Raw genomic sequence first — 17,113 nt, forward strand, 5'->3', positions numbered from 1 at the left:
ACAGTGCTCATCAGCAACGTGAGGCCATGGGGCCGGGACGCGGTGGACCTTGAAATCACCGACGGACTGATCGGCTCCGTTTCCCCGCACAACCCGCGCTTCCCGGTGGCCGGCGGCATCGATGGCCGCGGGCGGCTGGCACTTCCCGCGTTCTCCGATGTCCATGTGCACCTGGACTCGACGCGGATCGGGCTGCCCTTCCGCGAACACACCGGGGCACCGGGGGTCTGGGGCATGATGCTCAACGACCGTCGCCATTGGCGCAAGGCCGAGGTTCCGCTGCCCGAGCGGGTCGCCGAAACGCTGCAGCGCATGATCGCGCACGGCACCACGCGGGTGCGCAGCTACGCGCAGATCGATGTCGACTGCAAGCTGGAGAAATTCGAGGCGGTGCTCGCGGCCAAGGAAAAATTTGCGGACCGTGCCGACGTGCAGATCATGGCATTCCCGCAGGCCGGGCTGCTGCGCGAACCCGGCACGGTTGCCTATCTGGAGGAATCCCTGAAACTCGGCGCCACGGTCATGGGCGGCATCGACCCGTGCCAGCTGGACCGGGACCCGGTCCGGCACCTGGACATCGTGTTCGGGCTGGCAGAGAAATACCAGGTGGACATCGACATCCACCTGCACGAGCCCGGGCACCTGGCGCACTTCAGCACCGAGCTGGTCATGGAACGCACCCGCGCCCTGGGGATGGAAGGCAAGGTGACGCTCTCGCACGCCTACGAACTGGGGAACGTCTCGGAGGCGGCCACCGCACGCGTCATCGAGCAGATGGGCGCCCTGGACATCTCCTGGGCCACGGTTGCCCCGGCCACCTCGGGCAAGCAATTCAACCTCGCGGCCATGACCGAGGCCGGCATCCGGGTGGGCCTCGGCGAGGACGGGCAGCGCGACTACTGGAGCCCCTACGGGGACTGCGACCTGCTCTCGCGCACCTGGCAGCTCGCCTTCACCCACGGGTTGCGGCAGGACGAATTGATCGAACACGCGGCGGCCATTGCCACCTGGGGCGGGGCGGGCATCATGGACCGGAGCCTGTCTCGGTTGCGCTCAACCGGCGACCGTCCGGGACTTGCGGTCGGGGACCGTGCGGACATCGTGTTGCTTGCGGGGGAGACCGTGACCAGCGCCGTCATGGACCGCGGCGTCGACCGCACCGTCATCCATGACGGCCGAGTCGTGGCGGACCAGCTGGAAATGCTCTAGAAGGACCCGATCCTTAATGACGAGCGGCAGTGCCCGTTGCGGGGCACTGCCACCTTGGTTCGAGCAGCCGCCTAGTGCTCGTGCGGTCCCGAGGCCGGACCCGCGTGGTGGGCGGCGCGTCCCTCGCGAAGCTCGGACAGGATCTCTGCCACCGAATCGTGCTCCAGGTCCGGGCGGAACGGGAAGGACGCCACATCGCCGGGCTTGGTGATCCCGGTGTGCACCAGGATGGTCAGCAAACCGGCCTCCATCCCGGCAATGATGTCGGTGTCCATGCGGTCCCCGATCATTGCGGTGGTCTCCGAATGCGCGTCGATCCGGTTCAGTGCCGAGCGGAACATCATCGGGTTCGGCTTGCCGACCACGTAGGGGTCGCGGCCTGTGGCCTGGGTGATCAGTGCCGCCACGGACCCGGTGGCCGGAAGCAGGCCCTCCGGGGAGGGGCCGGTGGCATCCGGGTTGGTGGTGATGAAGCGGGCGCCGGCGGCGATCAGGCGGATGGCCTTGGTGATGGCCTCGAAGGAGTAGGTGCGGGTTTCGCCCAGCACCACGTATTCGGGTTCCTGGTCGGTGAGGATGAACCCTGCCTCGTGCAATGCGGTGGTCAGCCCGGCCTCGCCGATCACGAAGGCGCGTCCGCCCGGGCGCTGGCGGCGCAGGAACTCCGCGGTGGCCATGGCCGAGGTCCAGATGTTGGCCTCGGGGACATCGAGCCCGGAGGACAGCAGCCGGGCGCGCAGGTCGCGCGGGGTGTAGATGGAGTTGTTGGTCAGCACCAGGAAGCGCTTGCCGGTGGAGACCCAATGGTCGATCATGTCGGCGGCGCCGTCGATGGCCTGGTTCTCGTGGACCAGCACCCCGTCCATGTCCGTGAGCCAGCATTCAATGTCGTGGACGTTGCGTGGTTCATGCGTTGGCACGAGTGGGTGTTCCTTTCAAGAGACAACCTGCTGTGAACCAGTCTTTCAGGTTCCGCGGCCGTGGGCGGGGATTGCGGAGACTATAACCAATTGTTCTTCTTGAAAATGGCAAAGAGGCTCACGGCCAGTGCCAGCATGAGCCCGATCGCCGCCGGATAGCCAAAGCTGAATTCCAGTTCCGGCATGTGCTTGAAGTTCATGCCGTAGATTCCGGTAACCAGGCTCGGGGCGAAAATGATCGCTGCCCATGAGGAAATCTTCTTCATCTGTTCGTTCTGGGCCAGGCCGGCCTCGGTGGCCCGCTGCGAGGCCAGGGTCGAGGACAGCGACAGGGCGTTGGTCAGCAGGGCCCGGAAGGAGGTGATGCGCTCGGTGAGCCGGATCGCGTGGTCCTGGACGTCGATGAGCTTGCGGTCAAGTTCCAGGGCGTCTTCCTCGGAGATGTCGCTGAGCCTGAAGTCCCTGCGCAAGCGGGCCAGCACGTCGTCCAGCGGTGCCAGTGCGCGCTGGAATTCGATGACTTCCCGGGACAGTTCGTAGATCCGCCGCGAGACGTGGGAAGTCCCGGAGAAAAGCTGGTCCTCGATCTCGTCGATGTCGTTGCTCAGTCCGGCAAACACCGGCTCGTATTCGTCAACGACCTGGTCAAGGACCGCGTAGAGGACCGCTGCCGGGCCGATGCCCAGCAGCCCCGGCTCGTCCTCGAGCCGCTGGCGCACCTGGGCCAGCTTGGGCGATTCTGCATGGCGGACGGTGACCACGAAGTCGACCCCGACATAGACGTGCAATTCCCCGAACTCGACCTTTTCGGACTCGTCGATGTAACGGGCCGGGCGCAAGACCACGAAGAGGTGGTCGCCGTAGTGCTCCAGCTTGGGGCGCTGGTGGCCGGAGAGGGTGTCTTCCACCGCCAACTCGTGCAGGCCGAGCTCCGCGGCGACCTCCTGCATTTCGGCCATGTCGGGACGGTAGAGCCCGAGCCAGGCCATGCCGCCGCACTCCTTCATGGACTCGAACGTGGAGCTGAGATCCGGCGGATGGATCACGCGCTTGCCCGAAACGTAAATCGCATTGTCAATGATGGGCATGGATCCTCCTTGCATGCCGGGCCGGGGATTCCCGGCGGACCAAAAGTGCCTTAGGCCAGTTTGCCATCAACCGGCCGGGCGCGGGCGCGGCGCTCCGGGTGTGCTGTCCAGCACCTGGAATCCGGCGTGCGGGGATTGGCGACTACCCTTAAGACGTGACTTCCGCCCTTGAAACCCCCGCACCAGAGCCCACCGAGTACGATCCGGTCCACGAGGAGCGTCCCGAGGTGGGCGTTGGCCCGTGGGAGGGCGAGCTGCCTTCCGGTGACCACTTCGATACCGAGCTGCTGGAAACCGGGGACCGGCGCAACGTGGCGGACAAGTACCGCTACTGGTCCATGGAGGCGATCGTCGCGGACCTGGACGAGCGCCGCCACGACTTCCACATCGCCATCGAGAACTGGCAACACGACATGAACATCGGCACGGTCGTGCGCACCGCCAACGCCTTCCTGGCCAAGGAAGTGCATATCATCGGGCGCCGGCGCTGGAACAAGCGCGGGGCGATGGTCACCGACCGCTACCAGCACGTGCGCCACCACCCCACCGTCGAGGACTTCGTCGACTGGGCCAAGGGGGAGGGGCTGGCGATCATCGGGATCGACATCTTCCCGGATTCACGGAAGCTGGAAACCTACGAGCTGCCGCGCAATTGCGTGCTGGTCTTCGGCCAGGAAGGGCCGGGCCTGAGCGAGGAAGTCCACCAAAGCGCCGAAGCGACCCTTTCCATTGAGCAGTTTGGCTCCACCCGCTCCATCAATGCCGCCTCGGCCGCCGGGATCGCCATGCACGCGTGGATCCGCCGGCACGTTTTCGACCAGTCGGTCTAACTTCGGGTAGTCGCTTGTCTAGAAAGCCAAACGTTTAGCGAATATCCCTTCACTCGCCGCCCCGGGTGCGTTAGCGTGGGCCTTGGACGATCAATCTCCTGCAACGGGGGCAATGCAACAACAGGCCCCGGTCGCCGGGGAACGACCAATGGTCAGCGCCGGCAACGGCCAAGGTCTCAAGCAGGTGAACGGAGCCATCCGCTGGTGAAAAAGCACCAAGTCAACCACCCGCTTCCGCTGCCCGTGCGGCGCGAACTGCGCACCAAGCCGAAAACCTCCAAGCCCGCGGCCCTGGGGATCGCGGTTCTTGCGACACTTGCCCTTTCGGTTTCCCCCACCCTCGACGGACGCCAGATCTACGCCATGCCAGTGGCAGCCACCGCCCTTCAGGTGGAGGCTGCATCCTTCAACCACCCCGTCGAGGTCGGGCTCTTCGGCGGAGTCGACGCGATCCGCTGGGAATCGGAAAACATCACCAGCGCCGCTGCCGGCGTCAAGGTCGCAGACGCCTCCGACCCTGGGGCCCTGCTGGGCCCCTCCGGGGCGTCGGCCCAACTCGTGGGTCAAAACGTGAGCCCGCTCGGTGTGCTTCCCGCGGGGATCCAGTTGATCCACCCGGTCTCGTCCCGACACATCACCAGCCCCTACGGTTGGCGGAACAACCCGACCGGGGCCGGCACCCAGATCCACATCGGCCAGGACTATGCCATTGCCTGCGGGTCGCCGGTGTATGCCAGCGCGGACGGAACCGTCATCCAGTCGGCCTGGGCTGGACACTCGGGCATGCGCGTGACCATCGACCACGGATCTTCGGTGCGCACCGGCTACAGCCACAACTCGACACTCGTGGCCAAGGTCGGCGACGTGGTCAAGCAAGGCCAACTGATCGCCCTGAGCGGGACCACCGGAAACTCGACCGGGTGCCATGTGCACTTCGAAGTCATCATCAACGGACGCTGGAACGATCCGCGCAACTTCCTGCCGCCGATTCCCGGCCAGCCCAACCCGATGGTCGATTCCCGCAGGACCACCATCGCGGCCGAACCCATCCGAAACACCGGGGAACCTCGGAGCGAAAGCGAGAACGGGCACGACATCGACGTATCGATGCCGGAGCCTACCAAGCCCGCACCCTCGACCAAAGCCCCCGAGAAGGAAACTGCGCCGCCAAAGCCAAGCGAGGAGACCAAGCCAGGCGAAGCAACCAAACCCGGAAAGACCCCCACGCCAACGCCAATGCCGGAAACATCGCCGGAACCTTCGGCCAAGCCAACACCAGACGCGAGCCCGTCACCAACCCCGACGCCGGAGCCCAGCGAAGAACCTACGCCTCCGCCCAATCCATCCCCGACCAGCGCGACACCTACTGATCCACCCTCTGGCGAACCGACCGGCGCGCCGTCCAGTGCGTCTGCGGGATCCCAGTCAGCCAGGCCGACCCCGTCTTCGACCAATGAACCGACCGAGTCGGCAAGCACGTCGTCCGATTCGGGATTCGGGACTCCGAGCGCGGAATTTTCAAATGGCTCGGGCAGTGCCGGCGACGGAACAGCTGTGACGCTGTCGTCGTCTGCAACCACGGCGGAATCCTCGTAGCCGCTCCACATCGCGTGTGAAGGCCGTGGCAAGAACAATCCTTCGCCTTGTCCAGGGCAAAAATCACGTGGGTTTGCAACGCAACAGCCCAAGATGATGACGCCGGCGACCGATACTTCCCTTGGAGCGGGAAGGACGTGGCCATGGAGTGTCTGCGGACCTGGCCGATCCACCCTTGCCCGAAGGGAGGCAACGGGACCGCCCTCTTGGTCGGCGATACCGGGGCAGTGGCCCTCGGCGGTCCCGCAGCCAAGAACGGCCAGCCACCCCGTAGACCAATAGGTGATGAAGAGGCATGCGTCGGGCAGGCGAAGAATGACTTGCGGTAATCTTTGCGGTTACGGGAACATGCGAGAGAATTCCCGGATGCAGCGTTTGGGTTTGCCGTACTGCAGCGCGCAGAACGGGCTATTGAGTTGGACCGAGTTGCGGAGTAGTGGGTCAGAGATTTGGGCGGACCGGCGAACAAGGGCAATCCAGATGGTTTGATTTCAAATAAAGGACATCAAATGAATGGTAAGAAGCATGCGGAAGCCGGAAGAAACCCTTGGTAAAGGCGGAAAAGGTCAGTATTCCCAATGACGGGGACGTTTTTAGCATCGCCCTCGGTGACGGAACTGCTGCGGTAGGCCAAGTCGTGTCTTCCTACTTGGCCTCCCACTACGTCGTGCTCTTTGACTTCGTGGCGCCGGAGGATGAAGTTGGTTCAAGGATTTCAGATGCCCTTCAGGCCAAGCCGCTCTTCGGCGGATTGACACTCGACGCTCTCTTCCGTCCCGGACGCTGGCAGATCCTGGAAAACCGCGACGTTGACAGCAGGAGATACCTGCCGGCGTACAAAACCGGGGCCAGCGACCTTGGCAACATTAAAGTTGAGGATTTCAACGGTAAACGGAGCCGCGTAGCTTCCGAATTTGAGGCGGAGAACATTTCCTTGAGGAAAACATCCGCACCAATCATTCTTGAACGAGCGATGAAAGCGCATTTGGGACTGGAACCTTGGCACGCGGCCTTTGACGGAGTCAGGCTGGGCAATATGGTCTCAAGCGAGGAGCTCTTCGGAAAATGGGAAAGCACCGGTGCCAGCCGGACGTCGACTTAGGGCGGCTTCAGCAAGACTAGGCACGGGTCTTAAACGCAGGCACCGCCGATGACAATGCCGGCACGCAAGTCGTCTTTGACCTTGCGTTCTCGCCAACTCGTGGAGGGGTCCGGTGGGCAGTAGCTTCGGTCTGGGCAGGGAATGGTGGGCCAGCTATGGCAACGCGCGTGAATGGGAATGAGCCTCTCAAGGCCCCGTGTCGGCGCGTTTTCCACAACCCTGCCAGGACGTGAAAGCCGGGCACGGTGAAATCAATTGGGGATCTTGCGGATTGAACCCTTTATTCCTGGCCACGCGTGCGTTACGGTGATGCCTAAGTGTTCAGTTACTTGGGGTGACACGGACAACTCGCTGGTCTCGGCCAGACCACCTCCCTCATTTGGCTGCGCAAAAACTTCATGGTGACTCAACAGGGGGTTGTTACCGATGAAAAAACATCAGGTCAATAGGGGTCCCGTGCCGGGCAGAGCCGGCCGTTCAACGAATAAGATCCCACAAATTTCAGCCTTGGGGCTTGCCGTGGCGATGTCGGGGGCGCCCGGCTTGGGCCTGTCCGCGAACCAAATCGCACCACAACCGGTACAAGCACCGAACTACGAAGCCGCGGCCTACGTGCAGCCGGTCAGGGTCTCATTGCTCAGCGGCGTGGACGCGATCGCGTGGCAGGCGCTGGGCATCACCAGCTCCGCCGCGGGGATTGGAAGCGACGGGGAACCGGCCGATGCCATGCCTGCTTTCCAGGCGCACTCCGGGTCCGGCCTGGGGGCTGCAACGCAGGCCAATGCCGCCGGCATCCTCGTTGGCCAGAACGTGGGAGTGCTTGGGGCGCTTCCAGGTAACATCCAGCTCATGCACCCGGTGGCGTCGCGGCATATCACCAGTCCGTTCGGGTTTCGGCATAATCCGACCGGACCTGGGACGCAGATCCACATCGGACAGGACTACGCCGTTCCCTGCGGGTCGCCGGTGTATGCATCCGCCGACGGCGTGGTGATCCAGTCGGCGTGGGCAGGGCATTCCGGCATGCGCGTGACTATCGACCACGGGTCCTCCGTGCGCACCGGCTATAGCCACAATTCCCGGCTCGTTGCCAAGGTGGGCGACGTCGTCAAGCAGGGCCAGCTCATCGCGTTGAGCGGCACCACGGGGAACTCCACGGGTTGCCATGTGCACTTCGAGGTCATCATCAACGGGCGCTGGAACGATCCACGGAACTTCCTGCCTCCGATCTCGGGCCAGCCCAATCCCATGATCGATTCGCGCCGCACCACCATCGCGGCCGAACCGATCCGCAACACCGGGGCTCCCCGCTCATCGGAGGGCGGTGCGGCGGACTTCCCGACACGTTGGGCCTCGGCACCTCACGCGCACAACCCAAGCCCGGCGCCAGCCAGGCACCGGGCACCGGCCGTTGCACCGAAGGCCGAGCCACCTGCAACACACAAGCCGGAAGCAAAGCCGAAGCCTGCGCCGCAGGTGAAGCCGAGGCCTGACACCAAGCCTGCACCGACTACCCAGGCTCCGGCGCCTCAGGTGAAGCCGAAGCCCGAAACCAAGCCTTCGCCGACCACCCAAACTCCGGCACCTCAGCCGAAGCCGAAGCCGAAGCCGACACCGGCACCGACAACGCCGGCACCGACAACGCCGGCACCGACAACGCCGGCACCGACAACGCCGGCACCGGAAACGACCAACCCGCTGCCCGAGGTCAACGAGGTTCCGACGCTGGAGATCCCGCTTCCGGAAACCGAGACCGATGAACCCTCGACCGGACCAACGGACGGGGCAACTGCACCGAAGGCCGACGACGCAGCGCCTCAGCTGGAATCCGAGCCGAAGACGTCCACTCCCAAGGACGACGGGACCACCCCGGATTCCGCCGAAATCGAACCGGCCAAGAAGGAATCCGACCAGGTAGCCCCTGCGGTTCAGAAGGCACCCGCCGTCGAACAGCTGCCGGTGAAGCCTGCCGAGGAACCCGAGGCCAAGACGGTCTCCGCTCCGGCGCCCCAGAAGGCCGAAGCTCCAGCTCCGGCCAAGAAGGTTGCAGCACCGGCTCCGGTCAAAAAGGCCGCAGCACCGGCTCCCAAGCCGGTCGCCGCGCCGAAGGCCCCGGTTGAAGCCATCAAGGCCGCACCCGTGGCCAAGCCGAAGCCCGTGGCACCCAAGGCACCGGTTGCCCCGGTGAAGAAGGCTGCCGCACCGGCCCCGGCAAAGGCCGAAGCCGTCAAGCCAAAGGCCCCGAAGCCCGTGGCCAAGCCTGCCGCCGAAAGCACAGCCGACGCACCCGCCGACACGGGAGGTGAAGCGGCCGCCGACAAGTGAATCGCATGCCAAGGGCGCCGTGAACCGGCGCCCTTGGCATGTCACCCTCCGGGGCCGGTGCGTCATCCCGTCAGCGATCCAGCACACAAGTAGCTAGGATGGAGGTAGCCAACGAGGTCTACTCCCCACACATTCCTTATCTACATAGGAGTCAGTATGCCCATCGCAACCCCGGAACAGTACAACGCCATGATTGATTCTGCGAAGGCCGGCGGCTACGCCTTCCCCGCAGTCAACGTGACGTCGTCGCAGACCCTGAACGCCGCCATCCGCGGCTTCGCCGAGGCCGAATCCGACGGAATCATCCAGGTGTCCACCGGCGGTGCAGCCTACTGGTCCGGTTCCTCGGTGAAGAACATGGTCACCGGCTCGCTGGCCTTCGCCGCCTTTGCCCGCGAAGTGGCCAAGGGCTACGGAGTGAACATCGCCCTGCACACCGACCACTGCCCGGCCGACAAGCTCGATGACTTCGTGCTGCCGCTGCTGGCCGCCTCCGAGGCCGAGGTCGCCGCCGGACGCAACCCGTTCTTCAACTCCCACATGTGGGACGGCTCCGCCGAGACCCTTGAAGAGAACCTGCGCATCGCCGCGGAACTGCTGCCGCGCACCGCAGCCGCCAAGCAGATCCTCGAGGTCGAGATCGGCGCCGTCGGCGGCGAGGAAGACGGCGTGGAAAACGCCATCAACGACAAGCTCTACTCCACCGTCGAGGACGCCCTGGCCACCGTTGCCGCACTGGGCTCCGGCGAGCAGGGCCGCTACATCACCGCGCTGACCTTTGGCAACGTGCACGGCATCTACAAGCCGGGCAACGTCAAGCTGCGCCCCGAGCTGCTCAAGGACATCCAGGAAAAGGTCGGCGCCAAGATCGGCAAGGCCAACCCGTTCGACCTGGTCTTCCACGGCGGTTCCGGCTCCTCGGCCAAGGAAATTTCAGACGCCGTCTCCTACGGCGTCATCAAGATGAACATCGACACCGACACCCAGTACGCCTTCACCCGTCCGGTCGCTGGACACATGTTCTCCAACTACGACGGCGTGCTGAAGGTCGACGGCGAGGTCGGCAACAAGAAGGCCTACGATCCACGCGTCTGGGGTGCCAAGGCCGAAGAGTCCATGGCCGCCCGCATCGTGGAGGCCGCACAGCAGCTTGGCTCCGCCGGAAAGGCGCTGAAGTAACCATGGCCGATCTTGGAGCAAACCTGCTGGGCATCCCCGCAACGCTGTTGCCGGAGGAAACCGAGGTCAACGCGCGGCTGGAAGCCGGAGACGAAGCCGTGGACATCGCCGCGGCCTTCCCGTCATCCTCGACCGGCTGGGCGCTGTTGGCCAACGAAGCGCATGCCGAGGGCCACGTCGTGGAGTCCTACGCCTACGCCCGCGTGGGCTACCACCGCGGACTGGACGCCCTGCGCAAGGCCGGCTGGCGTGGCCAGGGCCCGGTGCCGTGGGCGCACGAGCCCAACCGCGGGTTCCTGCGTGCGCTCTACGCGCTGCAGCGTGCCGCCGCGGCCATTGGCGAGGCCGAGGAAGTCGACCGCATCGGCCGCTTCCTCAACGACTCCGATCCGCTGGCCGTGGCCGCGCTCGAAGCCGAGTAGTCCAGCCGGCCCCCTTGTGCGGGCCCGGGCAGCAATTGTTCGTGCCGACCTTTGTGGTCAGGCACGAACAATTGCTGCTTAACCAAGGAGCAAGCAACGAAACATGGCAAACGTGCAGCCCGGTGACGCGCTCGGCGCCTCCTACCGCTTCGTCGAGCCCCTCGGTTCCGGCGCCGTCGGCGAGGTGTGGCGGGTCGGCGCGCCCTCGGGCGGGCCCGACCTCGCGGCCAAGGTGCTGCGCCCGGAACACGCGCACGACCCTGCCCTGGTGGAACGCTTCGTGAAGGAACGCTCGGTGCTGCTGGGGCTGGTGCACCCGAACATCGTCAAGGTCAGGGACCTGGTGGTCGAGGGCGACAAGCTGGCCATCCTCATGGACCTGGTGCCCGGCGGCTCGCTGCGCGACCTGCTCCAGGAACAGCGCACGCTGCCCGCCGCGGACGCCCTGCTGCTCTGCGCCGAGGTGCTCGACGCGCTCGCGTACGCGCACACCCGAAACACCGCGCACCGGGACATCAAGCCCGACAACGTGCTGCTGGCCGAACCCTGGACCCCGGGGCTCGCCAACGCGGTGCGCGTCTCGGACTTCGGCATCGCCGCGGTCATGCACGAGCGGGCCAGGCACACCACCGGCCTGGTCGGCACCCCCGCCTACATGCCGCCCGAACTGCTCAGCTCCGGCGAGGTGGGCCCCGCCGCGGACCTCTACGCCACCGGCATCATGCTCTACGAGCTGCTGGCCGGGCGGACCCCGTTCGCCGGGACCGGCACCGACTTCACCGTCGCCTACCGCCACGTGACCACGATGCCGCCGCGCCTTGAGGTGCCCGAGCCGTTGTGGGAGGCGCTCGAGGCGCTGCTGGGCAAGGACCCGCGCCAACGGCCCGGCGCGCCCGAGGCCGCCGCATTGCTGCGCCGGCTCGCCGCCCGCCTCGCCGCCCTGCCGCCGTTGCCGATGGCCGAGGCACCCGGGGAATTCGAGCCCCTGGCGCGCCCGGCGACGGTGCTGCGCGGGGCGGGAATCCAACTCGAACCCGCAACGGCACCCGGCACCGGCCTGCCCGCCTCCGCGCCGCCGGAGCTGGGACCGGCCGCCGGGCACACCGTGGTCCGCTCCCTGTCCCGGCCCGGGGAACTGCCCGGCGCCGCTGCGGCGCCCGCCCCGGCACGCACCGGGCGCCGGCGCCCGGCGTGGCTGGGCGGCAAGGCCGTCATATGGATCGCCGGCGGGCTCGTGGCGGCCGTCGGGATCACCGTCGGCGCCGTGGCGCTGGCCAACCCGAAGGCCCCGGACGCGGCCCCGGCTGCCGATTCCGCCGCGAGCCTGCAGGATGCCCCGCTGTCGTCCGGGCTGTCGATCGGCCGCAGCGCCCGCTACGACGCGCAGGCCCGCGAGGTCTCGCTGGAAATCACCTACACGGCACAGAAGGCGCCGCTGTCCGGGCCCTTCCTCGAGGTGCTCCCGGGTGCCTCCGCCGCAGCTTCCTGCCCGCCGGTGCGCTGGCAAAAGTCCGGGGCGACCCGCAACCAGCCGAGCCTGACGGGCATCGACGCACCCTGCGGCTGGAGCCTGGCCGAGGTCGGCGTCCCGGCCAAGGGCAGTGTCCAGCTGCGCGCAACGATTCCCGTGGAACTATCCGGCGAGGACGCCCTGGACCAGTGGCTCAAGGACGCCGCCGCGGCCACCAACGCGGCCGTCTCGGATCCCGCGGCGGCAGGGTCCGCCTACCCGGTGCAGCGCCTGCGGGACATCCTGGTCAGCACCCCGGCGCGCACCGTGAGCCAAACGGCACTGCCGGTCACCCTGGTGCCGGTGTGGCCCGGGGGCGAGGACCTGCTGAACCCGCTGTACACCTCGCCGTCCACGGGCAAGGCCTCGGCGATGCTCGCCGCTGTCGCCGGGGGAGAGGACGGGGTGCGCTTCTCCGACGGCTGCTCCGGTTCCCTGGCGGTTTCCGCCGACGGGCTGGTGGTCACCGCGCTGACGGTCTCCCCGAGTTGCATCCTGCGGGCCGGGGTCGGGAACTTCACCGACCTGGCCAGCGAACCGTTTTCCATCACCACCCGCGACTGATCCGGGCCCCGGAACGGCTCAGGCGCCGGGAGCGGCGCCCGGGCCCATGGCCTGGATGAAGGCCGGGGCCCCGCCGACGCAGAGGTAGCCGCGGCCCGGGGTCACCGCCACCGGTGCGCGGCGCGGCAGGGTCACCCCGAGCAGCTCGCCGTCGTAGTCGACGTCGGGAACCAGCAGCACCCCGCAGCGGGACTTGCGCAGCGTCTTGGTCCAGTGCGAATACAGGCCCCGCAGGTCCGCGGAGCGGCCCGCGGCGATCACGCAGACCCGCGCCGAGGAGGCCAGCAGGTTCGCCAGCGCCGCATCGGAGTCCTCGAAGCGCTCCGCGTCGTCGACCAACAGCACCACCGGCCCGCGCTCGAGCCGGATCGAGGCCAGCAGCGCCGGCAGGTCCTCCGCGCCCACCGCCACCTTGTCCAGGTCGGCGGTGGCCAGCGGGGAACGCCTGTCGCAGGCGCCCCAGACCGCAACCGGCTGCCCGCTGGCGGCGGCCGAGGCGCGGATCGACTCGGCCAGGGCCAGCAGCAGCGTGGACTTGCCCGAACGCGCGGGCCCGGCGATGAGCACATGCTCGCCCTCGTAGACCTCCAGCACGCCGGGGGCCAGGTCCTCCTCGCGCAACCCGACCGGGAAGCGCCACGGCTCCCCGTCCAGCGACGCCGGGGCGCCGAGTTCGGCAACGGTGAGCTGCTCGGGCAGCCTGCCGATTGCCGCGGGCTTCGGCTCCGCATCCGCCCAGCGCTCCGCCACCCGCTCCACGGCGGCGGCCAGTCCGCTGCCGGGGGTGGCCACGTGCATCTGGCGCAACGATCCGGCATCCACGCAGCGGCCGGGGACCGCGGCAGGGATGTTGGACCCGCGCACGCCCAGGGCCGAGTAGTCGTAGGGGTCCGCCAGCCGGTAGAGCCACTTCTGGACGGTGACCTCGTCGATGGCCGAGGGCACCGCCTTGGCGCGGGTGGTGGACACGGCGAAGTGCAGGCCCAGCGCCGGGCCGTCGGCGTAGGCCCGGTTCAGCGCGTCGAGCAGGCCCTGCCCGTCGTAGTCGGCGAATTCGTCGCGCAGCGTGGCCAGCCCGTCGATGAGCACCAGGGTTTCGCGGCGCGCGCCGGGATCCGCGCGGCGGCGGAGCAACTCGGTGCGCAGGTGGCGCAGGAAGCGGGCCTGCTGTTCCCGGGAGCCGGGGCCGGTGCCCACGTAGGCGGAGGTGTGCGGCAGGCCGGCCAGCGGGGCCAGGGCACGGGACCCGGTGTCAAGCACCAGCAGGTCAAGCTCCCGCGGGTCGGTGGCGGCCGCGGCGGCCAGGGCCAGGGAGGCCAGCGTGGTGCTGGTGCCCGATCCGGCGATGCCCAGCAACAGCAGGTTGCCGCGGGCCAGGTCCCAGCCGGCCGGAGACTGGCGCTGGGCCTCCGGCTCGTCCTTCAGCGCGACCTCGATGGTGCGCCCGCGCACCGCGCCGACCACCGGAATCGTGGATGCCAGACGCCCCGGCGCGGCTTCCGGCGCGGCTTCCGCCTCGGCGTCCGCGGGGTCGAAGCCGGCCAGGTCGACGCGTTCTCCCAGCGCCACGGGCCACACGGGCCGCGGAACCCCGAATCCCGCGTCCTCGTGGGCCTGGTTGATGGCCGCGATGAGCTCGTCCAGGTCGCTGGCCCCGGATTCGGTGCCCGGGGCCGGGGCCCTCACGGGGGCCGGATGCCCGAAGTGCCCGATGTCGCTGAGCACCAGCTCGGTGGAATCGGCCCGCGACGCGCGCCCGGTGACCAGCGCGGTCTGCACCCCGGTGATCTCGTCCTGCCCCAGCTTGATGTAGGCCCGCCCGGTCTGCGCGCGGGTGATGCCCGCGGCCGCCGGGACGCCGATGACGTTGGAGGAATCGTCGCGGCTCTGGACGCGCAGCGCCACCCGCAGGTTGGTGTTGGCCAGGATGTCGTCGTTGACCACCCCGGCGGGGCGCTGGGTCGCCAGGACCATGTGCACGCCCAGGGTTCGCCCGACCGCGGCGACGGAGACCAGCGAGGAGAGTACCTCGGGGAAATCCTTGGCGAGCATCGCGAACTCGTCGACCACCAGCAGCAGCCGCGGCATGGGCTCGTCCGGGTTGGTGGCCAGATAGGCATCGAGGTTGTCGATGTCCTCCCCGGCCGCGGCAAAGATCCGCTGGCGGCGGGCCATCTCCGCCTCGAGGGAGCGCAGGGCCCGGTCGGCCAGTTGCTCGTCGAGGTTGGAGATGGTGCCGATGGTGTGCGGCAGCGCCTCGCAGGCGGCAAACGCGGCGCCACCCTTGAAGTCGATGAGGATGAAGTTCAGCCGGGTGGCGTCGTTGCGGGCCGCGAGCCCGGCGACCAGGGAGCGCAGGAATTCGCTCTTGCCCGATCCGGTGGTGCCGCCGACCAGCCCGTGCGGCCCGTCCTTGACCAGGTCAAGGGACATCGTCCCGGATTCGGAGGTGCCGATGGGGGCGGAGAAGCCCGTGGCCTTGGCCCACGCCGCGCGGATCGACGCGGCATCGGGGGAGGGCATGCCCGGCAGCTCGGGCAGGCGCACCAGGGAGGGCAGCGCCGCCCCGGGCACCACCAGCTCCGGGTCGTCGAAGCGGGCCAGGTCCATGGCGCAGCGCTCGGCCGCGTCGAGGCCGAGGCCGGCGAGCACCACGTCGGGAACGACAGTGAGCTCGCCGAGGTCGTGCACGGATGCCGCAGCGTCGGCCCCGACGGTGATGACGGTGGTGCAGGCGGCGGGCAGCTGCTGCTCGGAGGCGGCAATCACGATGCCCGAGACTCGCGGTCCCTGCGCCGGGCCGCGCCCGCCCAGGCCCGGGATGGAGCGGCCGTGACCCAAAAGCTCGCGCGCAGGGGCATCGCGGCCCTCGGTGAGCACCTCGGAATCGAGCACCAGCAGCGTGGTGCCGCCGGGGCGTTCGTCCAGGGATTCGCGCAGTTCGCGCAGCAGGGCGGCGCTGCGCTTGCGGTCGTCCGAGAGCCAGCGCTCGGAGCTGCCGGGCCGGCGGGTGTGCGGCAGCCAGGAGGCCCAGGCCCAGTCCTCGTGGCGTCCGCGGTCGCAGAGCACCGCGACGGACAGGTCTGCGGGCCCGGCGTGCACCGCGGCCTGGATGAGCAGCGAGCGGGCCAGGGCCAGGGCGCCGGCGCGGTCCCCGACGATGCCCACGACCCCGGCGTCGGTGAGGTCCACCAGCAGAGGTGCTGCGGGGATCCGGCTGGTGTCCAGGGCTCCGCGGACCAGCTTGTCGGGCACCGGGGCCGAGCGGTCGTCAAGCTTCGGTGCCCAGGGCACGTCCCCGGTCCCGGCGTTCAGCGCCAGGAAGCCCGCGGAGCCGGACCGCCGCTGCCACAGCCCGGTGGTGGGCATCGCGGCGATGCGCAGCACCGTGGCCGGGTCCGGGATCCGTGTGTGCCGGCGGGTTCCCTGGTCGGCGGCCGCGTCGGCGACCTCGGCGGCGAAGTCGGCCAAGGCCGCGGCGAACCTTTCGTCCTCTTCCTTGAGGTTCCTTTTCCGGCGGTGCTTCTGCTCGAAGAACATGCCCACGGCCATGACCGGGCTCAGCGCGGCGAACATCGCGAAGCGGGCGTCCCCGAGCATCAGGACCATGGCCCCGGCCAGCAGCAGCGGGGCCAGTACCGTGATGTAGCTGAACTTGGAGGCCGGCGGGACGTCCTTGCGCACCGGCGCGGACAGCGGGTCGGGTTCCGGCGGGGTGCCGGGACGCGGGGGCCGGTTGAAGGGCGCGGTGGCGGCGGGGGTGAGGTTGTGCAGCGACCCGGGTTCTGGGGCCGGGCTTTCGACGAGGGCCGGGCGCAGCAGCACCGTCGTGCCGCCCATGAGCAGGGTGGCGGGCGCAGTGAGCAGCACTCCGTCCTGGTCCACCGGTTGCCCGGCGAGCAGCGTGCCGTTGGTCGAGCCGGCGTCCCGCACGCGTACGCCGTCGCCCTCGAACTGCACGCTGGCGTGGTGCCAGGAGGCGCTTTCGGTTCCCAGCACTAGATCCGCCTGCGGGGAGCGGCCGATGACCAGCGGGCGGTGGGCCGGCAGCGGGACGATGGTCCCGGCGTCCAGGCCGCCGGAGACGGTGGCGCTCCAGCCGCGCAGCGGCTCCGGGCGGGGGGCCGGGGCCAGGGAGATGGTGCTGCCCTCCAGCAGCAGCAACTCGGCAAGCGGGGTGTCGGCGGGCACCGCGGCGGCATCCACGTACAGCGTGGAGCCGGGGGCCGGGGCGGCGGCGCCGGCAGACACCAGCAGCTGCGCGAGCGTCGTGGCGGGAGCGAAGCTGCCCAGCTCCCGGTCGAGCCGCTGGCCATCGGTCCGGATCAGCACGCGCACCGGGCGCTCCTTTCGTCGGGGGAACCTAAG

The 17,113-nt window shown here is 68.3% G+C and carries 11 protein-coding genes; 8 read left to right on the plus strand and 3 right to left on the minus strand.

The features are described 5' to 3' along the window. The first annotated feature begins 3 nt into the window (after positions 1-3). The gene (locus FPY90_RS15355; protein ID WP_498681903.1) at positions 4-1,209 is read left to right on the plus strand and encodes an amidohydrolase family protein; all 1,206 of its coding nucleotides are present in this window, start codon (positions 4-6) and stop codon (positions 1,207-1,209) included. Between the two features lie 71 nt (positions 1,210-1,280). On the opposite strand, the gene FPY90_RS15360 is transcribed toward FPY90_RS15355, so the two are convergent. After that, positions 1,281-2,075 carry an HAD-IIA family hydrolase gene (locus FPY90_RS15360; RefSeq protein WP_071214884.1) on the minus strand — a complete coding sequence of 265 codons (795 nt, stop codon included), beginning with the start codon at positions 2,073-2,075 and terminating at the stop codon, positions 1,281-1,283. Between the two features lie 134 nt (positions 2,076-2,209). Further along, positions 2,210-3,217: a magnesium/cobalt transporter CorA gene (corA, locus tag FPY90_RS15365; protein ID WP_071214638.1), complete on the minus strand. Its 1,008-nt coding sequence runs from the start codon at positions 3,215-3,217 to the stop codon at positions 2,210-2,212. Positions 3,218-3,372: 155 nt separating this feature from the next. Between corA and FPY90_RS15370 the strand changes: the two genes are divergently transcribed. From FPY90_RS15370 to FPY90_RS15400, 7 genes are all read left to right on the plus strand, one after another. After that, positions 3,373-4,047 carry a TrmH family RNA methyltransferase gene (locus FPY90_RS15370; RefSeq protein ID WP_498681905.1) on the plus strand — a complete coding sequence of 225 codons (675 nt, stop codon included), beginning with the start codon at positions 3,373-3,375 and terminating at the stop codon, positions 4,045-4,047. Positions 4,048-4,251: 204 nt separating this feature from the next. Beyond that, positions 4,252-5,643 (plus strand): M23 family metallopeptidase, encoded by a 1,392-nt coding sequence (locus tag FPY90_RS15375; RefSeq protein WP_498681906.1) that lies wholly within the window; start codon positions 4,252-4,254, stop codon positions 5,641-5,643. Between the two features lie 547 nt (positions 5,644-6,190). After that, entirely contained in the window at positions 6,191-6,745 is a 555-nt protein-coding gene (locus FPY90_RS15380; protein ID WP_498681908.1) for a hypothetical protein, read from the plus strand. A 507-nt stretch (positions 6,746-7,252) separates the two neighbouring features. After that, entirely contained in the window at positions 7,253-9,070 is a 1,818-nt protein-coding gene (locus tag FPY90_RS15385) for a M23 family metallopeptidase (RefSeq protein WP_498681909.1), read from the plus strand. 156 nt (positions 9,071-9,226) lie between these two features. Next, on the plus strand, positions 9,227-10,249 hold the full coding sequence (fbaA, locus tag FPY90_RS15390; RefSeq protein WP_071214643.1) for a class II fructose-bisphosphate aldolase: 1,023 nt from the start codon (positions 9,227-9,229) through the stop codon (positions 10,247-10,249). A 2-nt stretch (positions 10,250-10,251) separates the two neighbouring features. Next, positions 10,252-10,671, plus strand: coding sequence for a DUF3151 domain-containing protein (locus FPY90_RS15395; RefSeq protein WP_498681911.1), 420 nt, complete (start codon positions 10,252-10,254; stop codon positions 10,669-10,671). Between the two features lie 103 nt (positions 10,672-10,774). Then, on the plus strand, positions 10,775-12,745 hold the full coding sequence (locus tag FPY90_RS15400) for a serine/threonine-protein kinase (RefSeq protein ID WP_498681913.1): 1,971 nt from the start codon (positions 10,775-10,777) through the stop codon (positions 12,743-12,745). A gap of 18 nt (positions 12,746-12,763) precedes the next feature. On the opposite strand, the gene FPY90_RS15405 is transcribed toward FPY90_RS15400, so the two are convergent. Beyond that, positions 12,764-17,083, minus strand: coding sequence for a type VII secretion EssC family protein (locus FPY90_RS15405; RefSeq protein ID WP_498681915.1), 4,320 nt, complete (start codon positions 17,081-17,083; stop codon positions 12,764-12,766). Between the last annotated feature and the right edge of the window lie 30 nt (positions 17,084-17,113).

Origin of the sequence: Arthrobacter sp. C2, from assembly GCA_024207135.1 — a bacterium.
Lineage (GTDB): Bacteria > Actinomycetota > Actinomycetes > Actinomycetales > Micrococcaceae > Paeniglutamicibacter.

Excerpts from the sequence above, each read along its gene's own strand:
- FPY90_RS15360 (WP_071214884.1), bottom strand. The coding sequence starts at position 2,075 with ATGGACGGGGTGCTGGTCCACGAGAACCAGGCCATCGACGGCGCCGCC.
- corA (WP_071214638.1), bottom strand. The coding sequence starts at position 3,217 with ATGCCCATCATTGACAATGCGATTTACGTTTCGGGCAAGCGCGTGATC.
- fbaA (WP_071214643.1), top strand. The coding sequence starts at position 9,227 with ATGCCCATCGCAACCCCGGAACAGTACAACGCCATGATTGATTCTGCG.
- FPY90_RS15395 (WP_498681911.1), top strand. The coding sequence starts at position 10,252 with ATGGCCGATCTTGGAGCAAACCTGCTGGGCATCCCCGCAACGCTGTTG.
- FPY90_RS15400 (WP_498681913.1), top strand. The coding sequence starts at position 10,775 with ATGGCAAACGTGCAGCCCGGTGACGCGCTCGGCGCCTCCTACCGCTTC.